The sequence below is a fragment of the Pseudoruminococcus sp. genome, assembly GCF_047012705.1.
Lineage (GTDB): Bacteria > Bacillota > Clostridia > Oscillospirales > Acutalibacteraceae > Pseudoruminococcus.
In genome coordinates, this window is sequence record NZ_JBKXNW010000004.1 from 219,869 (window position 1) to 232,048 (window position 12,180).

The window sequence follows — 12,180 nt, forward strand, 5'->3', positions numbered from 1 at the left end:
TCCTCCCGACTATTTTTGTGCCAATACTGTAATCCACGGCTTACTCTCGTGATGGTCGGTATTTACTGCTGAAAAGTCTGCGCTTTTCAAAGCTTTTTCAATATCCTCAGCGGTATACAGCTTCATGCCATCTATCATTTTCTCGTATTTTTTGCTGTTTTCATCAAGTCCGTCGGATTCGTTGACGATCATAAAACAGCCGGACGGTTTCAATACTCTGAAAACCTCCGAAAAGCATTTCTCAAGTCCCTGCCAGAAGTAAATCGTTTCAAATGCCGTCGCAAGGTCATATATACCATCGTCAAGAGGCAGAGAAGAAACATCTCCCTGCTGTACAATACACCGTCCTGCTGATATTGCCTCCTTGTTATAAGCCGTTGCCTGCTCCACGGACAGAGGTGAGTAGTCGATAGCAGTAACCTTAGAATCAGGATATCTTTTGAGAAGCTCTGCCGCATTTCTTCCGCCGCCGCAGCCAATATCCAGTATTTCCTTCGGATCGGTTACCTTGAGATAACTCATACCCCAGTCTGCCATTTTTGCATGACCGGAATTCATTCCCTTTATCATCATTTTTCCGAGAAACCCTTCCGGCTTCCTTGTCTGATTGATGTAGTTCTTAAAAAGTCCCATAATGTTTCTTTCCCTCCAAAAATATTTTTGTTTTTTTCATATCTTTATTTTCTCCCCACCAGTATAGCCGACCCGGAAAGTGCCATCCATTTTGCTTCAAAGGGTGACATGAATTTTCCGTCTGTTGTGTCGATCAGTTCTACTCTTTCATAGCCCATGCTTTTCAGCTTTTTGACAAAGGACTGCATATCGCCGTACTTTGACTGTGACATTATATCGTGTATGGCAAAGCAGCCGCCTTTTTTCAGAACACGAAGCGTTTCAAGGAGAATAGCCTGCCTGTCATTACTCGGAATATTATGATACACATAATTGCTCATCACGGCATCAAAGCTTTCATCAGGAAAGTCAAGCTTCAAAGCATTCCCCGGCTGAAACTGTACATTTGCTGCATTCTCTGCCTTTGCGTTGCTTTCACACAGAGCTTTGCTGAAGGACGCATATTCCTTACCCCAACGGTCAATTCCGATGATCTGTGCATCGGGATTTCTTTTTGCTGCCGCAATCGTCAAAGCACCGCTGCCGCAACCTACATCAAGCCCTTTTCCGCCTTTTGGTATGGTGATATATGCGGCTGTGCCTTCGATTATAGTTCGTGACATCTGCCTTTTTCCGTTGTAGGAAAAGGCTCTGTACATGAGGTACATCCATATCGTCACACCTGTCAGCACAACAGTCAATAACAGAAATACGATAAAAAGGATCGTTTTCGGTATTCCTTGCGACAGTATAGGCAAAAGACCAAATATCAGAAAAAGTATCAGGCAAATGACTGCTCCGCATAAAAAGCCCAGCACCATACCTTTTGGCATCCAGTTTTTGTAATCAGGTTTCATATCTGATCAGCTCCTTTGATTGATTATTTCGATTTTATTTCAAACTCTGTTTTCTCCACTTTTGGCATCATAACAAGCAGACCGCCCATCATCCAGATATTTCCCAGACTGATCCAGCCTGTTGAGAGTGCGTTTGTCAGAGGGAAATCACCTATTAGCTTGCAGATAACAATTACTGCCGCTCCGAACAGGAGAGTAAAGATCCAACACCATTTCGGATAGGGTGTTTTTTCTTTTACAAAGGCACTGATCTGAACGCCGATGGCTATACCGAAAAAGATAATAAACAGCACAGTTGACGCCAGAAGAAACAAGAGGGCAAAGTGCTTCAATTCATCAAAAGCTGTATCAGGCAGAAGCCTGTATATCTTGTTATAATGGTACACAGCCGCACAGCAGGTTACATGAACACATACACCGAAAAGCATACAGCCGAAAATTCCGGCACGGTAGGCATGAGCATGACGAGGGGAACGCTCCGACATCAGACGATAAATACCAAACCAGCTCATACATTCAAGCGGTATCCCGATCGTACCCAGCAAAGCCGACCAGAATATCCTCTCGTCCGATACACCGAGATACCTTGAATCCCGTATCCTTTCGTATTTGTCGGCAAGTGGATTCTGATCTGCCACAATGCAGAAGTCGCAAAAGCTCCCCTTTACGCAATTTGAGGTGCGTATCAGGCAGGCATGAAGCTGATCCATACCATAATAGTCAGTATTGCAAAGCAGGGGCATTATATCTTCAAAGCCGTGCTTTTTTGCAAATTCTGCATTGGGGCATTGAGTGAATTTGTAACGGATGATTCCGTTTTCCTTATCAAATGGTGTCTGCACATTGATAAATCCGTCAGGATTTTTTCTGATGGATGCCGCATCCTTTTTGCCGACGCTTTTCATTATTCCGGCAAGCAGGCAAAGATCCGCTTTCCTGTTCATATTGAAAAGCTTTCCCATTGTTTTAAAGCTGCCCATAAATAATTCATTGGTGAAAGGTTCGAGTGCTTCTATGGATAGCTTTTCCGGCAGAATGCTGTAATAGGCGAAGAACAGTATCGCTGTATAAGCTCCTGCAGAATGCGGTGTTCCCTTCATAGACGGAGCATCCGACAGCAGCTCTGCGTATTTCAGTCTTGTTTTCTCCCAAAGCTGATCACCGACTGTTTTTCCGAAGTCAGTGATCAGCTTCTCTCTGATTTTCTTTCCCATTGCTTTGGGGTACATACAGTGTTTTTTTCGGTCAAAATTCAACCCTCTGTTCATTATCCTTGCCCTTTTATCTGAATCTTATCTTCACGATCTGCATATTGATCAGACGGTCACACATGGTATTGAGTAAGCGGTACAGCGGTCGGATGGACTTGTCAATATTCCGATATCCACGCATATAGCTTTTGTGTGACACTTCTGCAAAATGACTGCTTTTTTGCAGAAGCTCCTTTTCTGCATCCTTTACCGCAAAATATGCTCCCACATCCTTGATGTCCGCTTCCTTGATCCATGTTTTCAGCATCAGCTTAACACCACGCTTATTGCAGGCATCAAACACTAAAACACCGCCCGGAAAATGCTCCGCCATTTTGTCGAACAGCCGTATGGCATCTTCAGTCCGGAAATAATAAAATACTCCTGCGGCAAAAAATACAGCACCGTTCGTACCGTCGATCTCATCGAACCAGGATGTATCATTCAGATCGCAGGGAATGTTTTTCTCACGATCTCCTGCCGGAAGCAGATCATTCCTGATTTTGATCACATCAGGGAAGTCAAGATTATAGCCCCGGCACGATCCGTTATCCAACTGACGAAAGGTTGCGTCCAGACCACAGCCAAGATTAACGACAGCCGCCCCCCGGATGCTCTTTCAGGTGATCACGCACCTCGCACATCAGATCATACTGGCGCTGTGCGACCTCTAAAGCACCATAAAGACCTGCTGTGCTGTACATTTTTTTGGACTTTGCTGAAAAATCGTAATCCAGCATATTAATAATGCGCTCGCTCTCCGGATCGCTGAAAAGCTCAGGGAATTTTTCGCTGCAAACCTTTCTGCCGTAAAGAGGAATGATGAGTGTTTCCTGTACGGTGTTTCTTTCAATATGGTATTTTTCCATTATCATGCACTCTTTCGCTGTTTATTTGATACACTGAAACCACGCGATGCTTTTTACATTCCCGACTGTCGCAGTGCTGTACATCCTTGACAGACGGGACTGAAGGCCGGCGGCATTTTCAAACGGAGGAGTGAAAAAGCCGCTTTTGATATAAAACCGCTGTATCATTTTATCCGTTTTCGGGCAGCTTCTTTCTACATAAAAACAGCCACAGAAAATACCGCCCTTTTTCAGCACACGATATGATTCACCGTAAGCCGCCTCTTTATCGGGAAAGGCGTGAAAGCCATTCAGCGATACAACACAGTCAAAGCTCTCATCCTCAAACGGCAGCTTGCCCACATCTCCCTGCATAAAGCGGATATTTTTTATCTGCATCTCATCCGCTCTTTCCTGTGCAGACTGCATCATTTTTTCCGAATAGTCAAGACAGGTTATTTCTGCATCGGGAAGTGTTTTCCAGACAGGCATTGACAGTACACCTGTTCCAACAGGGACTTCCAACAAGCTGCCCGAAAAATCCTTCGGTATTGCTTCAAATGCTGCCGCCTGATATTCAAGAGCATCCTCCTTCGTCATGCACCAGACATTTTTCAGAATGATCCTGCCGAAAAAGCTTGTGCCTGTCATCATCCCGTCATAAAAGCTATGTGCCTTACCAAGATTTTTATATGCTGATTTGATTTCGTCCCTTCTTGACATACCATTCACCCTTTCACAATAATACCAAATATCAATACATCCAGTGCGGCAACAACTGCTGCTCCGATTATCCATATCAATGTCAGAATACCACGCTTTTTAAGAACCTGTTTCCATGTCTGTACAAAGGGGATATTCTCCGCTTTGGGTATGATCCAGAATTTGCTGTGTCCTACCCATAGACGATCTATCACAATGCCGTCATACCAGTTCATTATCTCCAGAAACAGGAGAGCCTGCAAATATGCTTCAGGAAAATCCCTGACACCATTCCACAGACCGATCATCAGATGTAGGACGGATTTTGCGGACATTCAAAATAAAAAAGAATGTGGAGGTAACAGACAATGGCAAAATCATTATTTGAGGAACTGGGCGGCAAATACGAAAGGCAAGGGGATTATTTGATACCGTGCTTAACTGTACCCGCCGAAGAAGAACAGGCAATAGGCATCTGGGGGCAACGGCATTTAGATTATCTAAAACAGTACCGTAAAGTTACATACACCAATCTTCTTACAAGCGGCAGGCTAAACGCCTACCTTGCCGACATCAACAGACAGGCACAGGAACGCTTTGAAAGGCTCATAGAGGGTATGAAACAGGCACAGGGCATAACGGAACAGCTAAAGGCAGAAAACGCCTTAGAATGGACAGGATGCCTCAATAACATAAGGGCTTGTGCGAGGGAGATTGTGGAAAAGGAAATTATTTTTGCATAAACAGATGATTAGTGGCAGGGGGAAATCCTGCCGCTTTTTCTGCTTTAGTTTGTCAGCTTGACAAATAAAGGGTTAAGGAATATAATTAGATTCAGTATTATACAAGGAGTTAATAAATATGCGGCAAGGTATTCTTAAATAAACTGTCAATTTGATAGTGGGAACAAAAAGTAGCAGTCCCGTTTCACTTTTAATATGGGGCTTAGTTTTTTGTACCCAGTTTAAGAATACTTTTATCATGTAATTTTATATGCCCGAAAACATATAAGTGTTTTGGGGCTATTGGAGTTATTTACCCAGTGATAGGAGTATTTATCACTGGGTATTTTTATGCCCTTTTTTGGGTGTTGATAGGAGGAAAATCACATGAAAATAATTAACTTAGGCATTCTGGCTCACGTTGACGCAGGAAAGACAACATTAACGGAGAGTTTATTGTATACCAGTGGTGCAATTGCAGAACCAGGGAGCGTAGATAAAGGCACAACAAGGACAGATACAATGAATTTGGAGCGTCAAAGGGGAATCACTATCCAGACAGCAGTGACATCTTTTCAGTGGGAGGATGTAAAAGTCAACATTATAGATACGCCAGGCCATATGGATTTTTTGGCGGAAGTATACCGTTCTTTATCCGTATTAGACGGAGCAGTATTATTAGTTTCTGCAAAGGATGGCATACAGGCACAGACCCGTATACTGTTTCATGCACTACAGACAATGAAGATTCCGACAATTTTTTTCATCAATAAAATTGACCAAGAGGGGATTGATTTGCCAATGGTATATCGGGAAATGAAAGCAAAGCTTTCTTCGGAAATTATAGTGAAGCAAAAGGTTGGGCAGCATCCCCATATAAATGTAACGGACAATGACGATATGGAACAGTGGGATGCGGTAATTATGGGAAACGATGAACTATTAGAGAAATATATGTCAGGGAAACCGTTTAAAATGTCAGAACTGGAACAGGAAGAAAACAGGAGATTCCAAAACGGAACGTTATTTCCCGTTTATCACGGAAGCGCTAAAAACAATCTGGGGATTCGGCAGCTTATAGAAGTGATTGCCAGTAAGTTTTATTCATCAACGCCTGAAGGTCAATCTGAACTATGCGGGCAGGTTTTTAAGATTGAATATTCAGAGAAAAGGCGGCGTTTTGTTTATGTGCGTATATATAGCGGAACATTGCATTTGAGGGATGTTATTAGAATATCTGAAAAAGAGAAAATAAAAATCACAGAGATGTGTGTTCCGTCAAATGGTGAAATCGTCCCGGCTGACCATGCCTGTCCGGGAGAAATTGTTATTTTAGCTGATGATACTTTGAAACTGAACGACATTCTGGGAAATGAAAAACTCCTGCCTCACAAAACATGGATTGATAATCCCATGCCATTACTTCGGACAACGGTAGAGCCGCAAAAGCCGGAGCAAAGGGAAGCCCTGTTAAATGCCCTCGCAGAGATTGCTGATACAGACCCTCTTTTGCATTTTGACATTGATACTGTTACACATGAGATTATGTTATCTTTTTTGGGGAATGTGCAGATGGAAGTCATTTGTGCCATCCTTGAGGAAAAATATCATGTGGAGGCAGAAATAAAAGAGCCTACTGTTATATATATGGAAAGACCGCTTAGAAAAGCAGAATATACCATCCACATAGAAGTCCCGCCAAATCCTTTCTGGGCTTCTGTCGGGTTGTCCATAGAGCCGCTCCCTATTGGAAGCGGAGTGCAGTATGAAAGCAGAGTTTCACTTGGATATTTAAATCAATCGTTCCAAAATGCGGTTATGGAGGGGGTTCTTTATGGCTGCGAGCAGGGGCTGTATGGATGGAAAGTGACAGACTGTAAAATCTGTTTTGAATATGGATTGTATTATAGTCCTGTAAGTACCCCCGCAGACTTTCGGCTGCTTTCCCCTATCGTATTGGAGCAGGCTTTAAAAAAAGCAGGGACAGAACTATTAGAGCCATATCTCCACTTTGAAATTTATGCACCGCAGGAATATCTCTCACGGGCGTATCATGATGCTCCAAGGTATTGTGCAGATATTGTAAGTACTCAGATAAAGAATGACGAGGTCATTCTGAAAGGAGAAATCCCTGCTAGATGTATTCAAGAATACAGGAACGATTTAACTTATTTCACAAATGGGCAGGGAGTCTGCTTGACAGAGTTAAAAGGATACCAGCCAGCTATTGGTAAATTTATTTGCCAACCCCGCCGCCCGAATAGCCGTATAGATAAGGTTCGGCATATGTTCCACAAGTTAGCTTAACAGCTTGCAAAAGTCATATAAAATGAGATTTGAAAGGAGAATGTAACTTCATGTTTGCTAAAAATTCAAAGGCATATTCTGTCTACCTGCTGTTCCGATTTGTCTGTTCCCTGGCGGTTTCTATGTCCACAGTGCTTTCCATCGTGTACCACCTGGAGGTGGTGCAGCTGGATGCTTTCCAGCTTGTCCTGGTAGGGACGGTTCAGGAGACCTCCTGCTTTCTGTTCGAGATACCCACCGGTGTGGTGGCGGATTTGTATAGCCGTCGGCGCTCGGTGCTGATTGGAATGTTCCTCTACGGCCTGGGCTTTCTGATGGAGGGTGCGCTACCGTGGTTCGCGCCGGTTCTGCTGGCCCAGGTTGTCTGGGGTTGCGGTGATACCTTCATCACCGGCGCTCTGGAGGCGTGGATTGCCTCGGAGGAAGAGGACAAACCCATAGACAAGGTGTTCCTGCGGGGCAGTCAAATGGGGCAAATCGGCGGCGTTCTGGGCGTGGTGCTGGGCACACTGCTGGGAAACATAAACCTGCAAATGCCTGTCATCTTGGGGGGCAGTTTGTGCTTGTTGTTGGGGCTGGTGTTGGTTCGCATCATGCCAGAAACCAACTTCTCCCCTGCTATTGAGGAACGGCAGGGCTTGCTTAAAGACTTTGTCTGCCTGTTCAAGCTCAACCTGGGCTTTGTGAAAGGCGCACCTGTGTTGCTGGCGCTCTTAGCAATCACACTATGCGGGGGACTTGCCAGTGAAGGCTTTGACCGGCTCTCCACCGCTCATTTTCTGGATGACACGGTAATACCCGTTATCGGGCCGCTGAACAGCGTCACTTGGTTCGGTGTTATCAGTCTTATCGGCAGCGGCTTAGGTATTCTGGCTTCTCAGTTGCTCATCGCCCGCATGGAGAAAAAAGGGACTGTCAGCCGAACCAGTGTGGTCATGTCCACCAGCGCCGGGTATATCCTGTGCCTGGTTCTCTTCGCGGTGGGGCGGAGCTTTTGGTTCATGTTGTTGGTGTTCCTGCTGGCGGGGCTTATGCGCACCATCAAGGAGCCTGTGCTGGCCGCCTGGATGAACGACCATGTGGATGAGAAAATGCGCGCCACAGTCTTTTCCACCAGCGGACAGCTGGACTCTTTCGGGCAGATCATCGGCGGGCCTATTGTGGGGCTGGTAGCCCAGCAGGTGTCCATACCCTGGGGGCTGGTCTGTACCGCTTTCCTGCTGTTGCCCGCGCTGTTCTTAGTGCCGGTGGCGGGAAAGAAGCGGGATTGATATGGCATAGTTAAGTTTACTGACGAGCGGGAGATTACTTCCGCTCGTCTTCATTTAGTAGCGCAAAATTTGAGGACTCTTTATTTCCTTATTCGGTATAGCGGAGGCGGCTGTCAATTCGACATAATTTTCTTGTGATACTTTACCGTACATGAGCATTTGTTTCGTATTTGAAAGAACAAACTCACCAAATAAAAAAAACGATATTCGGGTGGGTTATTTTGTTATACCCTAAATTACCCTCTGAATTTGTTTTTAAATTTGGAGGGATTTTTTTATGTCCTTTTTTCGGGCAGTTATCTATCTGCTCATACGAAGCAAAATTTATCAATACATAGCATATCAGAGAACGGCAGGAAACCAGTTAAAAAAATTTCTGCCAGTGCAGCGGTACTTCTCACCTTGAAAGTAGAAGTACAATCTCTATACAACAGAATTACTATTTCCTATAACCGTAAAGGTCACAGAGCCTTTGCGGTTTTTCTTTTGTCGATTTTTGTTGGAAAGTGCCGTAGGGCTGTTTCTGATATGCGGTGTCGTTCTCCGCCTCTCCATCTGGATTTTTTACATTTCAAAAATTCAGATGGGAGGTATTTATGGTGAAATATGCACCAAGAAAGGTATATATCAGAGAAAGTGGCGGCTATGTGGAATTATCCTACACGGAGTTCTGCCGTTGCAGGGAATCCGACCAGACCTATATGGACAAGCTGTTTATCCCCATTCAAGGCTGTCTGCTTGAAGTCGTGAGGGAGCAATACACAGACTTCTACCGTGACAAGGAACGGTGGCGTTATCTGCAAAAATTAGATACAAAGAATAGACTGCTATCTCTCGACGGATTTACGGACAGCGAGGGGAATCCTCTGGACTTTATCACTGATGAAGCGGTGGACATTGCAGAAACCGTTGTCAATGCGGTCATGGTGGACAGGCTGAAAGCCGCCCTGCCTTTGCTGTCGGATAGTGAACAGGAGCTGATACAGGCAATCTTTTTTGACGGACTTTCCGAGCGTGAAGTCGGGGCGAGGTTGGGCATAACCCAGAGCGTTGTAAACAAACGCAAAGCCAGAATCCTAATAAAACTAAGAAAGATAATAGAAAATTAAAATTTAAGGCGTTCAGCCCCCTTGTTTTTTCCTTTGGGAAGATGAGGGGGCTTTTCTCTGCCCTCTCAATCAATTCTGATTGGAGGAAGTAAGAATGGCATACAACCACGGACGGGAGGACAGGAAATGGCGTATCTGGAAAGAAGCGGAGGAAAAGCTGCTGCGTGAGTGCGGCGTTGATGAAGCGACCATTGAGCAGATACGCATGGCGGACAGGGCAGACTTCAATTCCAACAGGCGGTTTTACCGATGGACGAATGACGTTGCGGAATATCTTGAGGACATGGCAGGCAGGGAGCGGCAGGCGGAAGTGGGTACGGTTGCGGAGTTACTGGAAGAGATTGAGAGCGAAAATCTCTATCAAGTATTAGTCACGGTGGACGGGCGTACCTTGAAAATCGTCCTGCTGAAAATGCAGGGGTATTCCACAAAGGAGATTGCCCCGCTTGTGCATTTGACGACTGGTGCCATCTATGCGAGGTTAGACCATCTGCGGAAGAAGCTGCGGAAAATTTTATAGCTTCTAAAACAGCCTGCCATCCTGCGGGCTACTGGGTGAGGGATGGAAATCCCCTCACTCATTTTTTGCAGGAGGACAACAGGATGGCATACAGGGTTAAGGCATACACGCTTCGGGAGGAATCCACGGAAAGCGGCACAAGGTATTTTATCAGCTTTAAGGACGGGCAGGGCAAATCCCACGAGTTGGAAGTGTCGGAACAGTTCTTTATGGAGTTTCGGCAGATGGAACGCAGGAACAGGAATCTTCTCCAATGGGACGAGCGGCACAGGGAGTTTAACGAGGTATGGGACGAAACCCTTTACAGACGGGCGTTGCGTGTGCCTAAGAGCCTTGATGAACGCATGGTTGAGGAAGAACGGAATGAAACGCTCTGTAAGGCGGTTGGGAGCCTGCCAGAGATACAAAGGCGGCGTTTCCTGCTCTACTACGAGTATGAGTTCAATTTTTACCAAATCGCCGCTATGGAGCATTGCACCGCTTCGGCAATACAGAAATCTGTTGCGATTGCAAAGGAGAAAGTAAAGGCGGAAATGAGGAAGTATCTCCAACCGTGACCGACACCGCCCGAAAAAGAAATCTGTTTTTTATTTGTGTGGGATTGGCGGCATTACATACTCTCACTTTTTTCGTGGGAGTAAATCTATTTTTAAGGAGGTCAACGCCTATGTGCAACGAAAACAAAAACACCGCCCGAAAGGAGGAAACCCATGCAGAAGTTACAGACAATCAACGCCGAAACGCTCCTTTATGAGCCGCTTGAGAAGCCGTCCTTTGTGGTGGACAGCCTTATTCCCACAGGATTGTCGCTGTTCTGCGGCTCACAGAAGATAGGCAAGAGCTGGCTCATGCTGAAGCTATGCTTATGCGTGTCACAGGGAATCCCTTTATGGGATATGCCGACAATGGAGGGCGATGTGCTTTACCTCTGCCTTGAGGACACGTTCTGCCGCATACAGGACAGGCTGTTCCGTTTGACGGACGAAGCAAGCGGGCGGCTCCACTTTGCCGTGGCAAGCTGCAAGCTGTCAGACGGTCTTATCGTGCAGCTTGAAGATTATCTGAAAGATTACCCAGACAGCAGGCTCATTGTCATTGATACCTTGCAGAAAGTCCGTACAGCTTCAAAAGACAATGCCTATGCAAGCGACTATGGGGACATCTCCCTCATCAAAGACTTTGCCGACAGGCACTCTCTGGCGGTCATTGTCGTACACCACATCCGAAAGCAGAATGACAGCGACGTGTTCAACAAGGTGTCTGGGACGACAGGCTTAACGGGGAGTGCGGACGCTACCTTTGTTCTGGAAAAGGAGAAACGGGCATCTGACACCGCCAAGCTGTATGTGACGGGCAGGGACACGCCTTATCAGGAATACACGCTGCGTTTCCGTGATTGCCGTTGGGAGCTTGTGGAGCGGAAAACGCAGGAGCAGCTTGCGAAAGAAACGATACCAGATGTCCTTTTTCGGTTGGTGGATTTTATGAGGGATAAGGAAGAATGGGCAGGCACGGCAACGGAACTGTTAGCCGCTATGGGGGAAACGGAAACCATACCCACGGTGATTACGAAATGGCTGAATGAATACCGCACCACATTTTTAAGCGAGAACCGTATCTGCTACCAGTACAGCCGCAGGAAAGACGGCAGGCGGATTGCCCTTGCAAGGAGGGCGGGTGACAGCGGTGATGGTGGTGACAGCGATATTAGGATACCCCCCTGTTACTGTCATTGACGCTTAAAGCCATGTAAAGCTGGCGGCTCTGCCCTGCGGGTGACAGCAGTGACGGTGGTGACAGTGATTTTAGGATACCCTGCCGCTGTCATCCCTACGGGAGAACACCCCGCAAACGCAAAATGCAGGCGTGGGATTCACCCGCCCTTTTCGGGCGTGTAAAACCACCCCTGCGGTCAGAAAAATCTCTCCGATTTTTCCGACTGCGTTTACAGGGTGTAACACACTACACTTTGCCCTGCAAAG

Annotated in this window: 14 protein-coding genes; 7 read left to right on the top strand and 7 right to left on the bottom strand. The window is 46.0% G+C overall.

Annotation, left to right across the window (positions count from 1 at the left end; all coding sequences use genetic code 11):
• Window positions 1-9: 9 nt before the first annotated feature.
• The 7 genes from ACLU24_RS05765 to ACLU24_RS05795 are packed head-to-tail and all read right to left on the bottom strand — an operon-like array spanning window position 10 to window position 4,505.
• The gene (locus tag ACLU24_RS05765; RefSeq protein WP_412610955.1) at window positions 10-633 is read right to left on the bottom strand and encodes a class I SAM-dependent methyltransferase; all 624 of its coding nucleotides are present in this window, start codon (window positions 631-633) and stop codon (window positions 10-12) included.
• A 44-nt stretch (window positions 634-677) separates the two neighbouring features.
• On the bottom strand, window positions 678-1,469 hold the full coding sequence (locus ACLU24_RS05770) for a class I SAM-dependent methyltransferase (protein WP_412610956.1): 792 nt from the start codon (window positions 1,467-1,469) through the stop codon (window positions 678-680).
• Window positions 1,470-1,492: 23 nt separating this feature from the next.
• The gene (locus ACLU24_RS05775; protein ID WP_412610957.1) at window positions 1,493-2,737 is read right to left on the bottom strand and encodes a DUF6796 family protein; all 1,245 of its coding nucleotides are present in this window, start codon (window positions 2,735-2,737) and stop codon (window positions 1,493-1,495) included.
• A 13-nt stretch (window positions 2,738-2,750) separates the two neighbouring features.
• On the bottom strand, window positions 2,751-3,275 hold the full coding sequence (locus tag ACLU24_RS05780) for a class I SAM-dependent methyltransferase (RefSeq protein WP_412610958.1): 525 nt from the start codon (window positions 3,273-3,275) through the stop codon (window positions 2,751-2,753).
• 34 nt (window positions 3,276-3,309) lie between these two features.
• Window positions 3,310-3,588 carry a hypothetical protein gene (locus ACLU24_RS05785; protein WP_412610960.1) on the bottom strand — a complete coding sequence of 93 codons (279 nt, stop codon included), beginning with the start codon at window positions 3,586-3,588 and terminating at the stop codon, window positions 3,310-3,312.
• Window positions 3,589-3,609: 21 nt separating this feature from the next.
• On the bottom strand, window positions 3,610-4,290 hold the full coding sequence (locus ACLU24_RS05790; protein WP_412610962.1) for a class I SAM-dependent methyltransferase: 681 nt from the start codon (window positions 4,288-4,290) through the stop codon (window positions 3,610-3,612).
• Between the two features lie 5 nt (window positions 4,291-4,295).
• Window positions 4,296-4,505 carry a hypothetical protein gene (locus tag ACLU24_RS05795; RefSeq protein WP_412610963.1) on the bottom strand — a complete coding sequence of 70 codons (210 nt, stop codon included), beginning with the start codon at window positions 4,503-4,505 and terminating at the stop codon, window positions 4,296-4,298.
• A 132-nt stretch (window positions 4,506-4,637) separates the two neighbouring features.
• On the opposite strand from ACLU24_RS05795, the gene ACLU24_RS05800 reads away from it, so the two are divergent.
• The 7 genes from ACLU24_RS05800 to ACLU24_RS05830 all read left to right on the top strand — a co-directional run bounded on the left by ACLU24_RS05800 (window position 4,638) and on the right by ACLU24_RS05830 (window position 11,934).
• Window positions 4,638-5,012: a TnpV protein gene (locus ACLU24_RS05800; RefSeq protein ID WP_001129922.1), complete on the top strand. Its 375-nt coding sequence runs from the start codon at window positions 4,638-4,640 to the stop codon at window positions 5,010-5,012.
• Window positions 5,013-5,378: 366 nt separating this feature from the next.
• Window positions 5,379-7,298, top strand: coding sequence for a tetracycline resistance ribosomal protection protein Tet(O) (tet(O), locus tag ACLU24_RS05805; protein ID WP_412610964.1), 1,920 nt, complete (start codon window positions 5,379-5,381; stop codon window positions 7,296-7,298).
• 50 nt (window positions 7,299-7,348) lie between these two features.
• The gene (tet(40), locus tag ACLU24_RS05810; RefSeq protein WP_412610966.1) at window positions 7,349-8,569 is read left to right on the top strand and encodes a tetracycline efflux MFS transporter Tet(40); all 1,221 of its coding nucleotides are present in this window, start codon (window positions 7,349-7,351) and stop codon (window positions 8,567-8,569) included.
• Window positions 8,570-9,165: 596 nt separating this feature from the next.
• On the top strand, window positions 9,166-9,678 hold the full coding sequence (locus tag ACLU24_RS05815; RefSeq protein WP_000241709.1) for a sigma-70 family RNA polymerase sigma factor: 513 nt from the start codon (window positions 9,166-9,168) through the stop codon (window positions 9,676-9,678).
• A 94-nt stretch (window positions 9,679-9,772) separates the two neighbouring features.
• On the top strand, window positions 9,773-10,198 hold the full coding sequence (locus tag ACLU24_RS05820) for an RNA polymerase sigma factor (protein WP_000323895.1): 426 nt from the start codon (window positions 9,773-9,775) through the stop codon (window positions 10,196-10,198).
• 83 nt (window positions 10,199-10,281) lie between these two features.
• Complete coding sequence (locus ACLU24_RS05825) at window positions 10,282-10,755, top strand: RNA polymerase sigma factor (protein ID WP_412610968.1); 474 nt, start codon at window positions 10,282-10,284, stop codon at window positions 10,753-10,755.
• Between the two features lie 153 nt (window positions 10,756-10,908).
• Window positions 10,909-11,934 (top strand): AAA family ATPase, encoded by a 1,026-nt coding sequence (locus ACLU24_RS05830; RefSeq protein WP_412610969.1) that lies wholly within the window; start codon window positions 10,909-10,911, stop codon window positions 11,932-11,934.
• The last annotated feature ends 246 nt before the right edge of the window (window positions 11,935-12,180 follow it).

Coding starts and splice junctions, on each gene's coding strand:
- ACLU24_RS05765 (WP_412610955.1), bottom strand. CDS start 633: ATGGGACTTTTTAAGAACTACATCAATCAGACAAGGAAGCCGGAAGGG.
- ACLU24_RS05770 (WP_412610956.1), bottom strand. CDS start 1,469: ATGAAACCTGATTACAAAAACTGGATGCCAAAAGGTATGGTGCTGGGC.
- ACLU24_RS05775 (WP_412610957.1), bottom strand. CDS start 2,737: ATGAACAGAGGGTTGAATTTTGACCGAAAAAAACACTGTATGTACCCC.
- ACLU24_RS05785 (WP_412610960.1), bottom strand. CDS start 3,588: ATGGAAAAATACCATATTGAAAGAAACACCGTACAGGAAACACTCATC.
- ACLU24_RS05790 (WP_412610962.1), bottom strand. CDS start 4,290: ATGTCAAGAAGGGACGAAATCAAATCAGCATATAAAAATCTTGGTAAG.
- ACLU24_RS05795 (WP_412610963.1), bottom strand. CDS start 4,505: ATGAACTGGTATGACGGCATTGTGATAGATCGTCTATGGGTAGGACAC.
- ACLU24_RS05800 (WP_001129922.1), top strand. CDS start 4,638: ATGGCAAAATCATTATTTGAGGAACTGGGCGGCAAATACGAAAGGCAA.
- ACLU24_RS05815 (WP_000241709.1), top strand. CDS start 9,166: ATGGTGAAATATGCACCAAGAAAGGTATATATCAGAGAAAGTGGCGGC.
- ACLU24_RS05820 (WP_000323895.1), top strand. CDS start 9,773: ATGGCATACAACCACGGACGGGAGGACAGGAAATGGCGTATCTGGAAA.
- ACLU24_RS05825 (WP_412610968.1), top strand. CDS start 10,282: ATGGCATACAGGGTTAAGGCATACACGCTTCGGGAGGAATCCACGGAA.
- ACLU24_RS05830 (WP_412610969.1), top strand. CDS start 10,909: ATGCAGAAGTTACAGACAATCAACGCCGAAACGCTCCTTTATGAGCCG.